Annotated in this window: 13 protein-coding genes; 9 read left to right on the forward strand and 4 right to left on the reverse strand. The window is 72.6% G+C overall.

Features of this window, described 5'->3' with window-relative positions; all coding sequences use genetic code 11:
* Positions 1-73: 73 nt before the first annotated feature.
* The gene (locus AC6H2I_RS00850) at positions 74-1,372 is read right to left on the reverse strand and encodes an ammonium transporter (RefSeq protein WP_497498599.1); all 1,299 of its coding nucleotides are present in this window, start codon (positions 1,370-1,372) and stop codon (positions 74-76) included.
* Between the two features lie 568 nt (positions 1,373-1,940).
* On the opposite strand from AC6H2I_RS00850, the gene glgC reads away from it, so the two are divergent.
* The 6 genes from glgC (at position 1,941) to AC6H2I_RS00880 (ending at position 12,214) form a co-directional block, all read left to right on the forward strand.
* Complete coding sequence (gene glgC / locus AC6H2I_RS00855; protein WP_497498600.1) at positions 1,941-3,239, forward strand: glucose-1-phosphate adenylyltransferase; 1,299 nt, start codon at positions 1,941-1,943, stop codon at positions 3,237-3,239.
* The gene (gene glgA / locus AC6H2I_RS00860) at positions 3,239-4,738 is read left to right on the forward strand and encodes a glycogen synthase GlgA (RefSeq protein ID WP_497498602.1); all 1,500 of its coding nucleotides are present in this window, start codon (positions 3,239-3,241) and stop codon (positions 4,736-4,738) included. Before glgC ends, glgA begins: the two co-directional genes overlap by 1 nt.
* 162 nt (positions 4,739-4,900) lie before the next feature.
* Complete coding sequence (locus AC6H2I_RS00865) at positions 4,901-8,752, forward strand: response regulator (RefSeq protein ID WP_497498603.1); 3,852 nt, start codon at positions 4,901-4,903, stop codon at positions 8,750-8,752.
* 2 nt (positions 8,753-8,754) lie between these two features.
* On the forward strand, positions 8,755-9,672 hold the full coding sequence (locus tag AC6H2I_RS00870; protein WP_497498604.1) for a diguanylate cyclase: 918 nt from the start codon (positions 8,755-8,757) through the stop codon (positions 9,670-9,672).
* Positions 9,673-9,777: 105 nt separating this feature from the next.
* Positions 9,778-11,580 (forward strand): translation elongation factor 4, encoded by a 1,803-nt coding sequence (lepA, locus tag AC6H2I_RS00875; protein ID WP_497498605.1) that lies wholly within the window; start codon positions 9,778-9,780, stop codon positions 11,578-11,580.
* Positions 11,581-11,605: 25 nt separating this feature from the next.
* Positions 11,606-12,214: an outer membrane lipoprotein gene (locus AC6H2I_RS00880; protein ID WP_497498606.1), complete on the forward strand. Its 609-nt coding sequence runs from the start codon at positions 11,606-11,608 to the stop codon at positions 12,212-12,214.
* 94 nt (positions 12,215-12,308) lie between these two features.
* Here the strand turns inward: AC6H2I_RS00880 and AC6H2I_RS00885 are convergent, their stop codons facing one another.
* Positions 12,309-13,883 (reverse strand): DUF3369 domain-containing protein, encoded by a 1,575-nt coding sequence (locus tag AC6H2I_RS00885; RefSeq protein WP_497498608.1) that lies wholly within the window; start codon positions 13,881-13,883, stop codon positions 12,309-12,311.
* 113 nt (positions 13,884-13,996) lie between these two features.
* On the reverse strand, positions 13,997-14,953 hold the full coding sequence (locus AC6H2I_RS00890; RefSeq protein ID WP_497498609.1) for an SH3 domain-containing protein: 957 nt from the start codon (positions 14,951-14,953) through the stop codon (positions 13,997-13,999).
* Between the two features lie 153 nt (positions 14,954-15,106).
* Between AC6H2I_RS00890 and AC6H2I_RS00895 the strand changes: the two genes are divergently transcribed.
* Positions 15,107-15,709: an FHA domain-containing protein gene (locus AC6H2I_RS00895; protein ID WP_497498610.1), complete on the forward strand. Its 603-nt coding sequence runs from the start codon at positions 15,107-15,109 to the stop codon at positions 15,707-15,709.
* A 34-nt stretch (positions 15,710-15,743) separates the two neighbouring features.
* Here AC6H2I_RS00895 and AC6H2I_RS00900 read toward each other — a convergent pair whose 3' ends face one another.
* Entirely contained in the window at positions 15,744-17,444 is a 1,701-nt protein-coding gene (locus tag AC6H2I_RS00900; protein WP_497498612.1) for a methyl-accepting chemotaxis protein, read from the reverse strand.
* 235 nt (positions 17,445-17,679) lie between these two features.
* On the opposite strand from AC6H2I_RS00900, the gene AC6H2I_RS00905 reads away from it, so the two are divergent.
* Entirely contained in the window at positions 17,680-18,201 is a 522-nt protein-coding gene (locus AC6H2I_RS00905; RefSeq protein WP_497498613.1) for a GbsR/MarR family transcriptional regulator, read from the forward strand.
* A 70-nt stretch (positions 18,202-18,271) separates the two neighbouring features.
* Positions 18,272-19,534 (forward strand): SDR family oxidoreductase, encoded by a 1,263-nt coding sequence (locus AC6H2I_RS00910; protein WP_497498614.1) that lies wholly within the window; start codon positions 18,272-18,274, stop codon positions 19,532-19,534.
* Positions 19,535-19,539: the final 5 nt, after the last annotated feature.

Genomic DNA, 19,539 nt, shown 5'->3' on the forward strand with positions numbered 1-19,539 from the left:
CACAAGAAAACGCCGCCGGGGGAATGCCCCGGCGGCGCAAGGTGGGAGGGTCGACGGAAACAGACGCGGATGGTCAGTGGACGGTTTCGCCGTGCAGGGCGAGGTCGAGGCCGTCGCGCTCGACGTCCTCTTCGACGCGCAGGCCGATGACCACATCGATGATCTTCAGGATCACCGCCGAGGCGATGGCGGTCCACAGGATGGTGGCGGCGATGCCGTAGAGCTGGGTGACGACCTGGCCGGCGTTGCCTTCCAGCAGGCCGGCGGTGCCGCCGATGGCCTCCTGGGCGAAGACGCCGGTCAGGACCGCGCCGACGATGCCGCCGATGCCATGCACGCCGAAGGCGTCCAGGCTGTCGTCATAGCCGAGCGCACGCTTCAGGCCGGTGGCGCCCCAGTAGCAGACCACGCCGGCGACCGCGCCGATGACCAGGGCACCGATCGGGCCGACGAAGCCGGAGGCCGGGGTGATGGCGACCAGGCCGGCGACGGCACCGGAGATGATGCCGAGCACCGAGGGCTTGCCCTTCACGGCCCACTCGGCGAGCATCCACACGAAGCCGGCGGAGGCGGCGGCGATCTGCGTGACCAGCATGGCCATGCCCGCACGGCCGTCGGCGGCCAGCGCCGAACCGGCGTTGAAGCCGAACCAACCGACCCACAGCATGGACGCGCCGACCAGGCTCAGCACCAGGTTGTGCGGGGCGAAGTTCTCGGTGGGGTAGCCCTTGCGCTTGCCGATCATGATGGCGGCAACCAGCCCGGCCACACCGGCGTTGATGTGCACCACGGTGCCGCCGGCGTAGTCGAGGATGCCGTCGTTGAACAGGAAGCCGTCACCGGCCCACACCCAGTGGGTGATCGGCGCGTAGACCACCAGCGACCAGATCGCCATGAAGACCAGCATGGCCGAGAACTTCATGCGGTCGGCGAAGGCGCCGGCGATCAGCGCCGGGGTGATGATGGCGAAGGTCATCTGGAAGGTGATGAACACCGTCTCGGGGATGACGCCGGACAGGCTGTCCTTGCCGACGCCGGCGAGGAACATCTTCTCCAGCCCGCCGAAATACGGGGTGCCCTCGCTGAACGCGATGCTGTAGCCGGCGACAACCCAGAGGATCGACATCAGGCAGCAGATGGCGAAGCTCTGCATCACCGTGGCCAGCACGTTCATCTTGCGGACCATGCCGCCGTAGAACAGAGCCAGGCCGGGAATGGTCATGAACAGGACCAGCGCCGTGGCCGTCAGCATCCAGGCGGTGTCGCCCGGGCTCAACGTCGGCTCCGCGTCCTGGGCGAAGGCATGGCCGGGCACGACCAAGCCGAGAAGGATCGCCGCGATCGGTGCAGCGAAAAGGGACAGACGGCTCATCGAGGCTCCTCTTTATATCCAAAGTCGCTCCGGCCCGGTCAGATCCCCCCCTGAGTGCCGAAGCCGAATGGTGGGCGGGGCCGTTTCGCCCTACGACTTACAAGTTCCGTGCCAGTTCAAAAGGGGCAGAATTCCGACGGCACCCAGAACGTGCGGTGCGCGATGGGGCCGCGCGTGCGCCGAGTCCCGCCGGCTGGATGCCCAAACGATGGGCAGTTCCGACGCCGCGGCGGGCGGCGGTTATCGAGGTGGTTCAGTAATTTATCGAAAAATTCGCCTGTTCCGGCGCCGGCCGGAGCCGCCGATTCGACGGATAATGGCGTATTTTTGTGCAAAGGCGCGCCGAGCGGGCACCGCCGGGGCGGCCATCGGGGCCCGGCGGCCACGCGGCCGGCCGCCGCAGCCGGCCCCGCCCGCCTGCGCCCGCGCTGGTTGGGTGGCGCGAAATATGGCAACGTCACGCCTGCGCTTTGACCGCCGCCGCCCTGCGGAGGCGGCGCGCCAAGAGCGGCCAGTGGAAACGCCCGCCCGACACGGGGCGGCCTCAACGAAAAGGAACGGACACACGATGCGGGAGCGGGAACAGAGCCCGGGCGCACGGAGCCTGGACACGCGCGACCTGCGCCTGGCACCGCGGCGCGCCATCGCGCTGGTGCTGGCCGGGGGACGTGGCAGCCGGCTCAAGCAACTCACCGACCGGCGGGCCAAGCCCGCGGTCTATTTCGGCGGCAAGTTCCGCATCATCGACTTCGCGCTGTCCAACTGCATCAACTCGGGCTTCCGCCGCATCGGCGTGCTCACCCAGTACAAGTCGCACAGCCTGCTGCGCCATCTCCAGCGCGGCTGGGGCTACCTGCGCGGCGAGATGAACGAGTTCGTCGAGTTGCTGCCCGCGCAGCAGCGGGTCAACGAGACGGAATGGTACCAGGGCACCGCCGACGCCGTGTACCAGAACCTCGACATCCTGCGCGCCCATGCCGCGGACCACGTGCTGATCCTGGCCGGCGACCACATCTACAAGATGGACTACGGCGCGCTGCTGCTGGACCACATCGACCGCAACGCCGACGTCACCGTCCCCTGCGTCGAGGTCCCGCGCGAGCAGGCGACCGGCTTCGGGGTGATGCACGTGGACGCCGACCACCGGGTCGTCGGTTTCGTGGAGAAGCCGTCCGACCCGCCGGCCATCCCCGGCAAGCCGGACCGGGCCCTGGCCAGCATGGGCATCTACGTGTTCAACGCGGCCTTCCTCTTCGAGCAGCTCGAGCGGGACGCCGCCGATCCCGGCTCCTCGCGCGACTTCGGCCGCGACATCATCCCCTGGCTGGTGCCGCGCGCCCGGGTCATGGCCCACGACTTCGCCCTGAGCTGCGTCCGCGACGCCCCGGGCGGCGAGGCCTACTGGCGCGACGTCGGCACCCTCGACGCCTATTGGGAAGCCAACATCGACCTCACCCGCGTCACCCCGTCCTTGAACATGTACGACCGGGATTGGCCGATCTTCACCTACCAGGAGCAGCTGCCGCCGGCCAAGTTCGTGTTCGACGACACCGACCGCCGCGGCATGGCGGTGGACAGCCTGGTGTCCGGGGGGTGCGTCATCTCCGGTTCGGTGGTGCGCCGGTCCTTGCTGTTCTCCTCGGTTCGCGTTAACTCGTACACCGAGTTGACGGAATGCGTCGTTCTTCCGGAGTGCGACATCGGCCGGCACTGCCGCCTGACCAAGGTGGTGATCGACCACGGCGTGGCCATTCCCGAGGGGCTGGTGGTGGGCGAGGACCCCGAGCGCGACGCCGCCCGCTTTCTGCGCACCGAGAACGGTGTGTGCCTCATCACCCGCGACATGATCGATCGGCTGGCCACCTGATGCGCGTCCTCTTCGTCACCTCCGAGGTCTATCCCCTGGTCAAGACGGGCGGGCTGGCCGACGTCAGCGCGGCCCTGCCGGCGGCGTTGGCCCGCTGCGGCGTCGACGTGCGCCTGCTGCTGCCGGGCTACCCCGCGGTTCTGGACGGCCTCGCCGACCGGGCGGAGGTGGGCGGGGCGATCACCGACCTCCCCGGCGGCGAGCGCGGGCGGCTGGTGATCGGCGCCCTGCCCGACGGCACCCTGGCCTACGCCCTCGACGCGCCGGCGCTGTTCGACCGCCCGGGCAACCCCTACCTCGGCCCCGACGGGACGGACTGGCCCGACAACGCCCTGCGCTTCGCCGCGCTGGCCTGGGCCGCGGCCGGCTTCGCCGCCGCCGAGCCCCACGATCCGTGGTGGCGCCCCGACGTGCTGCACGGCCACGACTGGCAGGCCGGCCTGGTGCCGGCCTACCTGACGACGCGCCCCGACCGCTTCGCCGGGGCGGTCCGGCCGGGCACGGTCACGACCATCCACAACATCGCCTACCAGGGGCAGTTCGCGCCGTGGATGCTGGGGGCGCTCGGCCTGCCGACGGCCGCCTACGCGCTCGACGGCGTCGAGTACTACGGCGGCGTCGGCTTCCTCAAGGCGGGCTGCTTCTACGCCGATCGCCTGACCACGGTCAGCCCGACCTACGCCCACGAGATCCAGACCGCCGAGCAGGGCATGGGGCTGGAGGGGCTGCTGGCGCACCGGGCCGAGGATCTCTCCGGCATCCTCAACGGCGTCGACTACGGCGTCTGGGACCCGGCCACCGACCCTCACATCGCCGCCCGCTACGACGCCGTGGACATGGCCGCCGGCGGCACCGGCAAGGCCAGCTGCAAGGCCGCTCTGCAGGCCGCCTTCGGGCTGGAGCCGCGCCCCGACGCGCCGCTCGCCGCCGTGGTCAGCCGCCTCAACCACCACAAGGGTCTGGACCTCGTCCTGGAAACCGCCGGCCGGTGGGTGGCGATGGGCGGCCAACTGGCGGTGCTGGGCAGCGGCGACGCCTGGTTCGAGCGCGGCTACCGCTATCTGGCGGACTGGTTCCCCGGGCGGATCGGCGTCCGGATCGGCTATGACGAGGCGCTGTCGCACCGCGTCCAGGCCGGCGCCGATCTGCTCCTCGTGCCGTCGCGCTCGGAGCCGTGCGGCCTGACCCAGCTCTACGCCATGAAGTACGGCACGCTGCCTCTGGTGCGGCGCACCGGCGGGCTGGCCGACACGGTGATCGATGCCACCCCGGCGGCGGCCGCCGACGGGGTCGCCACCGGCTTCCACTTCGTCCACGCCGACGCGCAGGAACTGCTGTTCACCCTGCGCCGGGCGGTCGCCCTGTTCCGCCGGCCGGAGCGGTGGCGGACCCTGCAGGCACGGGCGATGACCCGCGACTTCGGCTGGGACGGCCCGGCCGGGGAGTATCTCGACCTGTACCGCACGGTGGCCCCGGAGGGCCGGCGCGCGGCGGCGTGACGGCCGCGACCCGCCCGGACGGGCCGCGGCCGCCCCCGGCCGTGATCACACACAAAGCGTTTGCCTTGCGCCGGCGTTGACGGGTATCACGCCCGGCAGAAGACGGCGCGCGCCGGGCCCTTCCGTGCCGGACGATGCCGCCACGCCACGCCGCCGAGTGCCATGCGCCGCATCCAGCCCATGAGCCTGCGCCTGCGCCTCCTGGCCATCGTGTCGGGCATGCTGCTGCTGCCGGCGGCCGGGGCCGTCGTCTATCTCCAACAGGAATCGACGCGCCGGCTGGAAGAAGCCAAGGCCTACGCCTCGGAACTGACGGAGCAGGGGGTGCGCCGCCAGGAGGAGCTGATCGCCACGGCGCGCAACATGCTGGCCGTGCTGTCGTTGGTGCCCGAGGTGCGCAACGCCCGGCCGGGCGACACCAACGGCTGCGCCACCCTGCTCTCCCGCCTGCCGGAGCAGCAGCGGTGGGCCACCGGGCTGTGGCTGGCCGACGCCGGCGGCACGATCATCTGCACCACATCGGACCGGGCCCACGGCGTCTCCATCGCCGACCGGGCGTATTTCAAGGAGGCTCGCGACACCGGGCGCTTCGTCCTCAGCGACTACATCGTCAGCCGCTGGACGGGCAACCGCCTGGTCGTCGCCACCTATCCGATCGCCGAGGACGGCCGGGTGGACCGGGTGCTCGGGGTGGGGATCGACCTGACCTGGTACGGCGACCTGATCGGCACGGCGCGGGCCGACGGCGTCCGCCTGTCGGTGCTCGACTCCAACGGCGTGATCCTGGCCCGGCATCCCGACGTCGAGGGCTGGGTCGGCCGCAGCCTGGGCGGCTACCCGCACGTGCAGCGCATGCTGGCCGAATCGCACGGCGTTCTCGAGTCCAACAGCGCCGACGGGGTCAAGCGGATCTGGAGTTTCCGGCGCCTGGCCGGCACCGACACCACCTTCGCCGTCGGCCTGCCGATCACCCCGCTGGTCGCCGAGACGCGCCGCGAGTTCGCGCTGGGACTCGGCCTGATCGCCGCGACGGCGGCGCTGGGCTTCGCCGGCATCTGGGCTTTCACGCGGGCGTCGGTGCTGAGCTGGACCCAGGCGTTGGCGGCCGCTGCCGAGCGCATCGGCGCCGGCGCGGACGGCCGCGCCGAGGCGGCGGTCGACACCGACGGCGCCCCGCCGGAAATCGCCGCGGTGGGGGCCGCGTTCAACCGCATGGCCCGCCGCCTGACCGCCCGCGAACGCGAGGTGGAGGAGGCCCGCCGTGCCGCGGAGGCGGCGGAGGCCGCGGCCCGGCACGCCTCGACCCGCCTGTCGGAGGTGCTCGAGAGCACCTCCGACGGCATCTTCGCCCTCGACCGGAACTGGTGCGTCATCTACATGAACCAGTGCGCCCGCGACATGCTGGCCGGCGGCCGCGACCTCACCGGGGAGCGGCTGTGGGACGCGGTGTCCGACGGCGCCGGCGCGCTCTTCGCGGCGGCCTACCGCACCGCCATGGACCGCGCCGAGGCGGCCTCGGCCACCGCCCACCATGCACCCAACGACGCGTGGTACGAGGCCACCTGCTTCCCCTCGCCCGAAGGAATCGTCGTCTACCTCGCCGACGTCACGCGCCGCCTGCGCGACGAGCAAGCGCTGGTCGACGCCAAGCGGGCGGCCGAGGTGGCAAACCGGGCCAAGAGCGAGTTCCTGGCGAACATGAGCCATGAGATCCGCACCCCGATGAACGCCATCTTCGGGCTGATCCACCTGCTGCAGCAGACGCCGCTGTCGGCGATCCAGCGCGACTACGCGGCCAAGGTCCGCATGTCCGCCCAGTCCCTGCTGGGCATCCTCAACGACATCCTCGACTTCTCGAAGGTGGAGGCCGGCAAGCTCGAGCTGGAGCGGGTGGCGTTCCGGCTCGACGAGCTGCTGGGCAACCTCGCCACCATTCTCTCCGCGTCGGCCCGCGACAAGGACATCGAGGTGCTGTTCTCGGTCGCCCCCGAAGTGCCCCAAACGCTGGTGGGGGACCCGCTGCGCCTGCAGCAGGTGCTCATCAACCTCGCCGGCAACGCCGTCAAGTTCACCCACCGCGGCGAGGTGGTGGTGACCGTCGGCGCGGTCGAGGTCGGCCCCGATCACGCCGTCCTGCGCGTCGCCGTCCGGGACACCGGCATCGGCATCGCGGCGGAGCAGCAGAAGCATCTGTTCCAGGCGTTCTCCCAGGCCGACAGCTCGACCACCCGGCGCTACGGCGGCACCGGCCTGGGCCTGGCCATCTGCACGCGGCTGGTGGCGCTGATGGGCGGCACCATGGACGTGACGAGCGCCCCCGGAGACGGCAGCGAGTTCAGCTTCACCGCGCGCTTCGGCCGCGTTCCGGATGCCGCCGGCCGGGCCGAACGGCCACGGCCGGGGGCGCTGCGCGTTCTGGTCGTCGACGACAACCCGACGGCGCGCGATGCGCTGTCGTCGCTGGTCTGCGGCTTCGGATGGACCGCCCGGGCATGCGGCGACGGGGCGGACGCGCTCACCGAATTGCGCCGCGCCGCCACCGCCGGCACCCCCTACGACGTGGTGCTGATGGACTGGAAGATGCCCGGCATGGACGGGCTGGAGGCCAGCCGCCGCATCCGTGACGACGACGCGCTGTCGGCCCCGGTGGTCGTCATGGTCACCGCCTTCGACCGCGACCGGCTGGCGGCCGAGGCAGCAGCCGAGAGGGCGGCCGAGAGGGCGGCCGAGAGGGCGGACGGAGCGGCCGACGGACCCCGGGACGGATCGCTGGACCGGACGCTGGACGGCTGCATCGTCAAGCCGGTGACCGCGTCGACCCTGCTGGACAGCGTGACCACCGCGCTGGCCCGCGCCGCCGGCGCCCCGCTGCAGGCGGGCGACGCCGGCCCGCCACGCGACGATGCGGCGGCGGACGGCTCCGGCGCGCTGGCCGGACGGCGCCTCCTGGTCGCCGAGGACAACGCCATCGGCCAGCTGGTGGCCCGCGAAATCCTGCGGCGCAGCGGCGCCGAGGTGACGGTGGCTGGCACCGGCGAAGAGGCCGTCGCCCAGGCCCAGCGCGGCACCGTGCCGTTCGACGCGGTGCTGATGGACGTCCAGATGCCCGGCATGGACGGGCTCGAGGCGACGCGGGAGCTGCGGCGCCTGCCCGCCTACGCCGCGGTTCCCATCATCGCCATCACCGCCAGCGCCCTGGCGTCCGACGTCGCCCACTGCCGCGAGGCCGGCATGGACGACCACGTGGCCAAACCGCTCGATCCCGACACGCTGATCGCCACCCTGGTGCGCCACATCGGCATGGCGGCGCCGGCCGGACCCGCCGCCGGGGGTGGCCCGGGGGCCGGCGATCACGGGGACACCGACCCGTCGGCCGCGGCGGGGCTTCCCGCCACCCTGCCGGGGATCGACGTCGCCGACGCGATGCGCCGCGTCGAAGGGGACGAGGCCCTCTACCGCACGCTCGTCGCCGCCTTCGCCCGTGACTACGCCGGGGTGGGGGACGCCATCGCCGACGCCCTGGCCGAGGACGACCTGGCGCGGGCGAAGGCCCTGGCCCATGACCTCAAGGGCGTCGCCGGGAACCTCGGCGCCCGCCATCTCAGCGCCGTCGCCGACGGCGTCCAGATCGCCGCCGCGCGCCGCGACCGGGCCACCGCCACCGCCCATGCCCCGGCCCTGCGCACCCATCTCGCCGACGTGCTGGAGGCGGCTCGCCGCCTGGCGCGGAGCGAACCGGGGCTGCCGCCGCGTCCCGCCGGGACGGCGTTGACGGCGGCCCGCCGGGCCGCCCTCGAGGGCGCTGCCGGGCGGCTGTCGCTCCTGCTCGGCGAGAACAACTTCGCCGCCGCCGACGAGTGGGTGACGCTGCGCGACGAGCTGAGCGGGCTGGCGGACCCGGACCTGATCGCCAGCCTCGGCCACGCCATGGAGGCGCTGGACTTCGCGCGCGCCGGCGGCGTCCTGCAGCGGGTCGCCGGCGACCTCGCCCTTCGCCTGCCCCCGGAGGGATGACCATGTCGCCACCGCGTCCCAAGATCCTGGTCGTCGACGATGTCCCAAGCAACGTCCAGGTGCTGAGCCGCGTCCTGCGCGAGGACCACGAGATCTACTTCGCGACCGACGGCGCCAAGGCGCTGGACGTGGTGCAGACGCAGCGTCCCGACCTGGTGCTGCTCGACATCATGATGCCGGGCATGGACGGCTACGAGGTCTGCGCCCGCATCAAGGCCAACCCGGCGACCGCGGACATCCCGGTGATCTTCGTCTCCGCCCGCGGCGAGGTGGAGGACGAGACGCGCGGCCTGGAGGTCGGGGCCATCGATTTCATCACCAAGCCGATCAGCCCGCCCATCGTCAAGGCACGGGTGCGCAACCACATCCTGCTGAAGCGCCAGGCCGACACCCTGCGCCAGTTCTCGTTCCTCGACGGCCTGACCGGGATCGCCAACCGACGCCGTTTCGACGAGGCGCTGGAGCAGGAATGGCGGCGCTGCGGGCGCGCCCAGACGCCGCTGTCGGCGATCATGATCGACGTCGACCATTTCAAACCCTACAACGACCAGTGCGGCCACCACGCCGGCGACACCTGCCTGCGCGCCATCGCCCGCGTCCTGGCCGACCAGACCCGGCGCGCCGGCGACCTGGTCGCCCGCTACGGCGGGGAGGAGTTCGTCTGCCTGCTGCCGGACACCGACCACCAGGGTGCGGCGTGGGTCGCGGAAACGCTGCGCGCCGCCGTCGAGGCCCAGGCGATGCCGCACCCCCACTCGTCCACCGGGCCCTGGGTCACCGTCAGCCTGGGCCACGCCACGCTGGTGCCGCGCGACGACGACCCGCCGCGCCACCTGCTGACGCGGGCCGACCGGAGCCTCTACCTGGCCAAGAAGGCCGGGCGCAACCGGGCGGTGGGCGACGACGGCGCCGCGGCCTGACCGCGCCGGCGCGCGCACGGGGGCGCCCGGGACCCGGCGCACACGGACGTTGCGCCGCCGTGCGGCCGGCCCTATGTTCCGGGCAAATCAGGACACCGGGCTCCGATGACCGACCTTTCGCACATCCGCAATTTCTCCATCATCGCCCACATCGACCACGGCAAGTCGACGCTCGCCGACCGGTTGATCCAGCTCTGCGGCGGGCTCGACAAACGCGAGATGCGCGAGCAGGTGCTCGACAGCATGGACATCGAACGCGAGCGCGGCATCACCATCAAGGCGCAGACCGTCCGCCTGCTCTACAAGGCCGCGGACGGCCGGCAGTACACGCTGAACCTGATGGACACGCCGGGCCACGTCGACTTCGCCTACGAGGTCTCGCGATCGCTGGCCGCCTGCGAGGGGTCGATCCTGGTGGTGGATGCCAGCCAGGGCGTCGAGGCGCAGACGCTGGCCAACGTCTACCAGGCCATCGACGCCAACCATGAGATCGTGCCCGTCCTCAACAAGATCGACCTGCCCGCCGCCGAGCCCGAGCGCGTCAAGCAGCAGATCGAGGACGTCATCGGCCTCGACGCCTCCGACGCGGTCGAGATCTCCGCCAAGACCGGCCTCAACGTCGAGGCGGTGCTGGAGGCGGTGGTCACCCGGCTGCCGCCGCCCCAGGGGGTCAAGGACTCGCCGCTGAAGGCACTGCTGGTCGATTCCTGGTACGACCCCTACCTGGGCGTGGTCATTCTCGTCCGGGTGGTCGACGGCACCTTGAAGGTGGGCCAGCGCGTGCGCTTCATGGCGGCGGGCAGCAGCCACGACGTCGACCGGGTCGGCCAGTTCACGCCCAAGGCGCTTCTGACGGGCGAGCTGGGGCCCGGCGAGATGGGCTTCATCACGGCGGCCATCAAGGACATCACGCTGACCAAGGTCGGCGACACCATCACCGACGACAAGAAGCCGGCGTCGGCGGCCCTGGCCGGGTTCAAGCCCTCCATTCCGGTGGTGTGGTGCGGCCTGTTCCCGGTCGACTCCAACGACTTCGAGCGCCTGCGCGACAGCCTGGGCAAGCTGAAGCTGAACGACGCCAGCTTCCACTACGAGGCGGAGACCTCGGCAGCCCTGGGCTTCGGCTTCCGCTGCGGCTTCCTCGGGCTGCTGCACCTGGAGATCATCCAGGAACGGCTGGAGCGCGAGTTCGATCTCGACCTTATCACCACCGCCCCCTCGGTGGTCTACAAGCTGCACATGACCGACGGCGCCGTGCACGACCTGCACAACCCGGCCGACATGCCCGACGTGGTCAAGATCGACCGCATCGACGAGCCGTGGATCAAGGCCACGATCATGGTGCCCGACGAGTATCTCGGCGCCATCCTCCAGCTCTGCACCGAGCGGCGCGGCGCGCAGATCGACCTGACCTACGCCGGCAGCCGGGCCATGCTGGTCTACCGGCTGCCGCTCAACGAGGTCGTGTTCGACTTCTACGACCGGCTGAAGTCGATCAGCCGCGGCTACGCCAGCTTCGACTACCAGATGGACGGGTACGAGGAGGGCGACCTCGTCAAGATGAACATCATGGTGAACGCCGAGCCGGTCGACGCGCTCGCCATGATCGTCCACCGCAGCCAGTCGGAGCGGCGCGGGCGCCAGCTTTGCGAACGGCTGAAGGACCTGATCCCGCGCCAGCTCTTCAAGATCGCCATCCAGGCCGCCATCGGCGGCCGGGTGATCGCCCGCGAGACCATCGGCGCGCTGCGCAAGGACGTCACCGCCAAGTGCTACGGCGGCGACATCAGCCGCAAGCGCAAGCTTCTGGACAAGCAGAAGGAGGGCAAGAAGCGGATGCGCCAGTTCGGCCAGGTGGAGATCCCGCAGAGCGCCTTCATCGCCGCCCTCAAGATGGGCGACGCGTGACCCCTCCCATTGCCGGTGTCCCGTGGTGCCACGCCCGGTCCGCTCCGCCGCCCTGCTGCTGATCGCCACCGGCCTCGCCACCGCCGGCCCGGCGGGCTGCGCTCCCAGCTATTCGCCGGGGACCTACGCGGCCGGCGCGGTCCAGCAGGCCAACAAGGTCGAACGCGCGGTGGTCGCCGGCTTCCGCGAGGTGACGATCAGCATCAACGGGACGGTCGGCGCGGTCACCGGCGGCGCCGTCGGCGGCATCCTCGGCACACAGTCCGACGCCGTCAACCTGGACCGCGCCCTCGGGGTGGTGGGCGGCACCGTCATCGGCACCCTGCTGGGCTCCTCCATCGAGCACGTCACCGGCGACACCACGGGCTGGGAGTACATCCTGCGCACCCCCGACGGCGGCCTGCTGTCGGTGACCCAGAAGGAGGATGCGCCGATCCCGATCGGCCAGAAGGTGCTGGTCATCACCGGCAGCCAGGCGCGCGTCGTCCCCGACTACTCCATCCACGCCGAGCCGCCGGCGGAGCCCGCGCCGCCGCCCGGGTCCGGCGGCGCCCCGATCCCCCTTCACGCCGCGCCGCCGGACCCGGCCGGGGATGCCGTTCCCGGTCACGGCGCCGGCGCGACCGCGCCCTGAAACGCCCGCGCGACCGCGCCCTGAAACGCCCGCGCGACCGCGCCCTCGCCCTGGGGCGGGGCCGCCCACCAGCGGCGGCGGCCAGCGAAGGGGGTCACAGGGCCGTCAGATCGTCGGCCACCGCCAGGAACGCCTCGACCACCCGGGGGTCGTAGCGCAGCCCCGCCGCCGCACGGATCGCGGCGACCGCCGCGGCATGGCTGTGCGCCGGCCGGTGGGGACGCGGCGCGGTCATCGCGTCGTAGGCGTCGGCCACGGCGGCGACCCGGGCGGCGAGCGGGATGGCGGTGCCCTGGAGCCGGTCGGGGTAGCCGCTGCCGTCCCAGTTCTCGTGGTGGTGGCGCGCCACCTCCGCGCCCAGGCGCAGCGGCGTGCGCCCTTCCCCGGCACCGGCGGCGCGCGCCAGCATGCGCGCCCCCGCCACCGCGTGGCCGCGCATCGCCGCGCGCTCGGCCTCGTCCAGCGTGCCCGGCTTGCCGAGGATCGCCGGATCGACGGTGGCGTTGCCGACGTCGTGCAGCAGGCACGCCAGGCCGATGTTCTCCAGCAGCGACTCGTCCGCCGCGTCGCCACCGCCGGCCGCCAGCCGGTCGGCGATGCGTTCGGCCACGGCGGCGATGCGCAGGGTCGGGGCGATCGGTGCGTCGCCGGCGGCGCGCCCCTCGGCGAGGTCGGCGAGCAGCACCATCGCCCCCTCCTGGGCCCGGCGCAGCTGGTCGTGGAGGTGGAGGTTGTCGAACCCCACCGAGATCTTGGCGCAGAACAGCTCGATCAGGCTGCGGTCGAGCTCCGACAGCGGCCGGTCGGACCGCAGATAGACGACGTTCTCCCGGTCGTTGGGGGAGCGGATGTAGAGCGTGCAGTGATCCAGTTCGTAGAAATGCCGGCGCGCCTCCAGGCAGCGCAGGATGTCGCCGAGCACCGCCGCCTCGATGTGGTCTCCGGCCGGCTCGTTGATCAGCGGCTCGAAGCGGCCCGAACCGGCCAGGACGTAGAGCCCGTCCCGGGTGCCGCCGAGCACCGGCCCGCGCTGCACGCACAGGATGGCGTCCGGCCCGACGCCGAGGATGGCCGAGAGCTGGGTCAGCACGCCGGCGGCGAACAGCTTCATCGAGCGCGACTTGAACAGCGACGACGACGCCTCGATGATCTTCTCCAGCCCGCGGCGGTTGGTCTCGATCGCCATGATGTCTTCGTAGGAGCGCAGCGCCGCCACCGTGGTGGTGAAGAGCTGCTGGGCGGTCAGCTGGGTCTTCGCCTTGTAGTCGTTGATGTCGTAGTCGAGGATCACCGCCCGCTCCGGGGCCTGGCCGGGCTGGCCGGTGCGCAGGATGATCCGCACGTGGCGGTTCTTCAGCACCTCGCGGATGTGATGCACCAGCTTGAGGCCGGCGTCATCGGTCTCCATCACCACATCCAGCAGGATGATGGCGATGTCCTCCTCGCGCGCCAGCAGCGCCCGCGCCTCGGCGGCGGAATAGGCCGACAGGAACTGCGCTGGCCGCCCCTTGTAGGAGAAATCCGCCAGCACGAGCTTGGTGATCGAGTGGACCTCCGGCTCGTCGTCGACGATCAGCATCTTCCAGCGGGGCGACACGGAGGTCGGGGCATGGTCGCCGTGGCCGTCGTGCTCGTCGAGGAACAGCAGGTCGTCGTCCGCATCGCTCATGGGAAAAGACTCTGTCGGGCAGCGATCTTCGCAAGCGGCCAGCCTAACACGACGGCGAGGGGGCGGTGCGCAGAAAGTTGCGCCGTCCCTCCGCGTGCGGGACCGCCACGCTCTCAGTACACCGCCAGCGGCGCCAGGACGCAATCGCGGCCGCGCTGCGCCAGCGCGCTGCACGCTCCGTCGATCTGGGCCTGGTCGAACGGCCCGACGCCCATCTCGTAGACCGCGCCGCCCGCGCGGAACACCGGCCAGACCATCGGCGGGCGCCCGCCCCACTGCATCCCGGGACCGGCGGTGAAGGCGTCCCAGGCACGGACCGCCTCGTCGTGGCTGACGTACTCGCCGAGCTTGGCGACGTACACCGGGCCGGTGCCCAGGGGCGGCACGCCGGGCATGGGATAGGCGGCGGCGACGCCGAGGAAGCCCGCGGTCCCCGCCACCACGGTGCCCCGCCCCGGCACGAACAGGGTGAGGCGCCCGTTGGCGACGTCCACCACCCCGGCCACCTGTCCCCTGCGAAGGGTGACGTGGCGCCGCTTCTTGCCCTCCAGCAATTCGGTGGCGCCGACGTTGGCGGTCGCCACCACGTGGCCGCGCAGCGGTGGCGCCGCGCCGCCCGCGGGGAGCGCGGCGCCGCCGGTCCAGGCGGCGTGCGGCACCACGGCGGCGACGGCGGGCGGGCCGGACGCCGCGCCGCCTTCCGTGGCGCCGCCACCGCCGCTGTAGGGGCGTGGCACGTAGACCGGGTCCAGGGCGTCCATGGGCACATAGCCGATCGGCCGGCCGCCGATGGCGACCTGGGTCCAGGTCGTCCCGCGCGGCGTTCCGAGTGCGTTCAGCGCCTTGCCCTTCTTCAGGGTCTGCACGATGCGGGCGTTCTGGTCCGGGGCGATGCGCACCTCGACGTCGCGGTTCAGCACCACCTCCCCCTCCAGCGGCGCGCCGATGGCGACCGGGCTTTGCGCCACAGCGGGACCGGGACCGGGACCGGCGCCGATGACGGCGGCGCCCGCGACCAGCGCCGACAGCAGCAGGCGGCAGGCAAGGGGGGAAAGGGGGCGGCGTGCCATGGGCGGTGTCCTCGAGCCGGGGCGCCCATTGTGCCAAGCCGCGGGCGCGGCGGGCAACACGCCGAACGACGGGTGGCCTGCAAAAACGGCGATGGAGCCCCGGCCACGGAGCGGCTAGACTCGGCATCGCCGACGCCCTGAGGGAGGCCGCCCATGACCCATGGTAAGCAGGACGAGCCGTACCGCGACGCCGACGCCACGCTGACGGCGCCGGGGGTGCGGCCGCGCGCCGCCGGCACGGCCGGCTGGCCGTTCGACGGCCGGCCCTTCCTCAAGATGGTCGGCGGGCCGCTGCTCGGGCGGCGGCTGTTTCTCGATTTCACCGAGACCACCCTGGGCCGCGCCGAGGACGCCGGCGTGGTCCTGCCCGACGCCGGGGCGTCGCGCGAACACGCGGCCGTCTTCTTCGACGGCCGCGCCTTCCGCATCGTCGACCGCGAGAGCCGCAACGGGACGCTGGTGAACGGGGCGGCGGTGGAGGAGCAGGCGCTGGCGTTCGGCGACCGCATCCGCATCGCCGCCAGCGAGATGGAGTTCACCTGCGAAGGCTTCGAGCTGGCCGCCAGCAGCCCTGACCAGGCCGAGCAGGCCTTCCGCCGCACCCTCGACCTGCGGCCCAGCTTCGTCGCCGCCCTGTCGGGGCTGCGCACCGTGCTGGCGCTCCGCCCCGATCGCGGCGCCGCGGTGGCGGTGCTGGACCGCGCCCTGGCGCTGGCCCGCGGCGAGGCGGCGCCGGAGCCTCCGGCCTCCCCCTGAGGGCCGGCCCGGCCCGGCGCCCCCGCCGCCGGCGTCACGCCGCGCGCACCCGGGCGATGAAGCCGGCGACCTCATGCCGCAGCACGGCGCTCTCGGCCGAGAGCTGGCCGGCCGCGGCGAGGACCTGCGTGGCGGCGGCACCGGCGTCGCGCGCCGCGGCGCTGACGCCGGCGATGTTGGACGCCACCTCCTCGGTGCCCTGGGCCGCCTGCTGGGTGTTGCGGCCGATCTCGCGGGTCGCCGCGCTCTGCTCCTCGACGGCGGCGGCAATGGCGCTGGCGATCTCGTTCACGCTGGTGATGGTCCGGGCGATGGCGCGGATCTCCTCGACCGCGCCACCGGTCCGGCCCTGGATCTCGGCGATCTGGGCGGCGATGTCCTCGGTGGCGCGGGCGGTTTGGCCGGCCAGCGTCTTGACCTCGCTGGCCACCACGGCGAAGCCCCTGCCGGCCTCGCCGGCGCGCGCCGCCTCGATGGTGGCGTTGAGGGCCAGCAGGTTGGTCTGGCTGGCGATGCTCTGGATCAGGTTGACCACGTCGCCGATCTTCTGGGCCGCCGCGGCCAGCCCCTCAACCGTCGCGTTGGTCCGCTCGGCGGCCGCCATGGCCTCGCGGGAGATGCGGGCGGAGTCGCTCACCTGACGGCTGATCTCGATGATCGAGCCACCCAACTCCTCGGACGCGGCGGCCACCGTCTGGACGTTGGCCGACGCCTCGCCGGTGGCGGCGGCGACGGCCGCGGATTGCCGGGTCGTCTGCTCGGCGACCACCGCCATGCTCTGGGCGTTGGCCTGCAACTGCGTGGCGGCGGTCGACACCGTCTCCACGACGCCCTTGACGCTCGCCTCGAACTGGTCGGCCAGGTCGAGGGCGGCGCGCCGGCGCTCGACCCGGGTGCGCTCCTCCGCCGCCTTGGCCGCCTCCTCCATCTCCCGGTTGCGGACCAGGTTCGCCTTGAACACGCGGGCGGCCTCGGCGATCGACCCGACCTCGTCGCGCCGGTCGGCGCCCCTCACCTCGGCGGCGAGGTCGCCGGCGGCCAGCCGGCGCAGGCCCGCGACCACGGCGTGCAGCGGGCGCACCACACCGCGGTGGGCCACGATCCAGCCGAGCAGCAGGCCGAAGGCGATGCCGACGGTGGCGACGGTGACCAGCAGCGCCGTCTTGGTCTCGACCAGCCGCCCGGCAGCCTGGGTGATCTCGCCACCCTTGGTGTCCGTGTAGTCGACGAAGGCGGTGACGCTCTCGCGCAGCCCCCGCGCCTCGCCGCGGCTGGCCTCCACCGCCGCCATGATCGCCTGCTGGGCGGCGCTCAGCTGGACGCCGTCGCGCAGGCGGCGGGCGGTCGCCACCGTCGCCTCCAGGCGTGCGGTGTAGTCGGCGAGATCGCGGTCGACGGCGTCGAGAAGCCGGCCCTGCTGCGCACCGGCGGTGCGCCGCAGCGCCTCGAGCGTGGCGGCGATGCGCTGGCGGCGATCGGCGATGGCGGCCGCGGCCTCGTCGAGGTGGGCGGGATCGGCGGCGATGGCGTACTCGTCTCGGTTGAGTTCGGTGACCAGCCGGTTGACCCGCGCGCTGAGGCGGACCTCCTGGGTGACCATGTCGATGCGGTCGGTGGCGGCGTCGAGCTGGCGCAGGCCGATCACCGAGGTCCCGGTGATGACGGCGCAGACGACGGCCAGCAGGGCGATCACGAACATGATCTTGGTCGCGATGCGGAAACGTCCCAGACCCATGACGGAGCTCCGATGAAGTGGTGGGTGAACGCTCGGCGGTTTCGAGTCGCGTTCAGGCGTCGCTCGGTTTTAGAGGCCGGCGCGCCCCTCGGATCACCGGATTTTCTCCGTAGGAGGGACGCCGTAGGGGGCACCACCGGCGTATGCGGTCCCTCACCCGTCCCGGCCGAATCGGGTGGACAGGGCGGATGACCGATGCTAATTTCTGTATGGACAGAAATTACGGAATATCGCGATGCACCTCACCCCGACCATGGAGCGGTTCGTCCTGCATTGGGGCGAGATGGGCACACGCTGGGGCGTCAACCGATCGGTGGCCCAGATCCACGCGCTGCTCTACCTGTCGCCCGACCCGCTGCCGGCCGACGCGATCGCCGAAACCCTGGGTATCGCCCGCTCCAACGTCTCCACCTCGGTGCGGGAGTTGCAGAGCTACGGGCTGATCAGCCTGGCCCATGTGCTGGGGGACCGGCGCGACCATTTCCGCGCCGAGTCCGACCCCTGGACCATCCTGCTGCGCATCGCCGAGGAGCGGAAGAAGCGGGAGATCGATCCGGCGCTGACCATGCTGCGGGCCTGTGTGGTGGACTCGGCGGATGACGACGCGACCGACCCGGTGGTCAAGGCGCGGCTGTCGGAGATGCTGGGGTTCCTGGAGGACATGACCACCTGGTACGACGAGATGAAGCGCCTGCCGCGTGGCACCCTGGAACGCATCGTCCGCTTCGGGACGAAGGTCGTGCAGGTCCTGCGGTAGACCAGCGTCACCGGAGGATGGCACGCGCCGGTATTTCTGTAATTTCAGAAATTTCTGATTGGAAATCACGATGCGCATCGCGATCGTCGGCGCCAGCGGCTTCATCGGCGGTCATGTCGCCGCGCTCCTCGCCGCACGCGGCCATGGGCTGCGCCTGGTCGGTCGTTCTCCCGCCGCCCTGGCCGGGCGCTTTCCCGGGCACGACCATCGGGCGATGCCGCCGGACGCCGCCGGATGGGCCGGCGTCCTGGACGGCGTCGACGCCGTGGTGTGGGCGGCCGGCGCCCTGGCCGGCCCGGCGGTGGAGGACGTGCATGCCCGGCTGCCCGCCGCCTGCGCCGCCGCCGCCCGGGCGGCCGGCGCCCAGCGCGCGGTCTACCTCTCCGCCGTCGGCGCCTCGGCGCAGGCCCCCACCGCCTTCCTGCGCACCAAGGCGGCGGGCGAGGCGGCGTGGCTGGCCGACCGCCGGCCGGGCTGGACGGTGCTGCGCCCCTCCCTGGTGTACGGCCCCGGCGGCGCCAGCGCCGCCCTTTTCGCGGCCCTCGCGACGCTGCCCGTGCGCGTCGATCCGGGCGGCGGGGTCGTCCGGCCGATCGCCGTCGCCGACCTCGCCGCGGCGGTGGTTGCCATTTTGGAGTCCCGGCACCCGGTTCCGCCGGTCATCGACGCCGTGGGACCGGAGGCGGTGGACACCGCCGGCTATGTCGACGCCCTCGGTCGCCGGATCGGGGTCGGCTGGCGTCCGGTGATCCGGCCGCCGCGGGGCCTGGTGGCCGCCGCGGCGCGCCTCGGCGCCCTCCTCGGCGTGCCGCTGGTCGGCCCGGACACCCTGGCCATGCTGCGCCGGGGCGCCGACGGCGACCCCGCGGCGCTGGCCGCCGCCACCGGCGTCCGCCCCGCCGGGATGGCCACGGGAATGGCCGCCGGCATGGCCGCCGCCGCCACCCCGGGCGCGCGTCTGGTGGCCTACGCCGCCTGGCTGCTGCCGCTCCTGCGGCTGGCCCTCGTCGCGCTGTGGATCGGCACCGCGGCGGCGTCCTTGGCGTCCTACCGGCTGGGCATGGCGCTGCTGGCGGCGGGCGGCGTCACCGGGCCGCCCGCCACCGTCCTGCTGGTGGCCGGCGCGCTGTGGGACCTGGCCTTGGGGCTCGGCTTGCTGGCGAACCGCCGGGTTCCGGTCGTCGCCGCCCTGCAGATCGCCACGGTGCTGGTCTACACCGCGCTGGCCAGCCTGCTGGTGCCGGACGCCTGGGCCCATCCGTTCGGGCCGCTGCTCAAGAATTTTCCCATCCTCGCCGCCACCGCGCTGCTGGCGGCCCTGCACCGGAGGTGAGCGCC

The sequence above is a fragment of the Azospirillum sp. NS33 genome (assembly GCF_059703765.1).

Excerpts from the sequence above, each read along its gene's own strand:
- AC6H2I_RS00850 (WP_497498599.1), bottom strand. The coding sequence starts at position 1,372 with ATGAGCCGTCTGTCCCTTTTCGCTGCACCGATCGCGGCGATCCTTCTC.
- AC6H2I_RS00895 (WP_497498610.1), top strand. The coding sequence starts at position 15,107 with ATGACCCATGGTAAGCAGGACGAGCCGTACCGCGACGCCGACGCCACG.
- AC6H2I_RS00870 (WP_497498604.1), top strand. The coding sequence starts at position 8,755 with ATGTCGCCACCGCGTCCCAAGATCCTGGTCGTCGACGATGTCCCAAGC.
- AC6H2I_RS00905 (WP_497498613.1), top strand. The coding sequence starts at position 17,680 with ATGCACCTCACCCCGACCATGGAGCGGTTCGTCCTGCATTGGGGCGAG.
- lepA (WP_497498605.1), top strand. The coding sequence starts at position 9,778 with ATGACCGACCTTTCGCACATCCGCAATTTCTCCATCATCGCCCACATC.
- AC6H2I_RS00865 (WP_497498603.1), top strand. The coding sequence starts at position 4,901 with ATGCGCCGCATCCAGCCCATGAGCCTGCGCCTGCGCCTCCTGGCCATC.
- AC6H2I_RS00890 (WP_497498609.1), bottom strand. The coding sequence starts at position 14,953 with ATGGCACGCCGCCCCCTTTCCCCCCTTGCCTGCCGCCTGCTGCTGTCG.
- glgC (WP_497498600.1), top strand. The coding sequence starts at position 1,941 with ATGCGGGAGCGGGAACAGAGCCCGGGCGCACGGAGCCTGGACACGCGC.
- AC6H2I_RS00885 (WP_497498608.1), bottom strand. The coding sequence starts at position 13,883 with ATGAGCGATGCGGACGACGACCTGCTGTTCCTCGACGAGCACGACGGC.
- glgA (WP_497498602.1), top strand. The coding sequence starts at position 3,239 with ATGCGCGTCCTCTTCGTCACCTCCGAGGTCTATCCCCTGGTCAAGACG.
- AC6H2I_RS00900 (WP_497498612.1), bottom strand. The coding sequence starts at position 17,444 with ATGGGTCTGGGACGTTTCCGCATCGCGACCAAGATCATGTTCGTGATC.
- AC6H2I_RS00910 (WP_497498614.1), top strand. The coding sequence starts at position 18,272 with ATGCGCATCGCGATCGTCGGCGCCAGCGGCTTCATCGGCGGTCATGTC.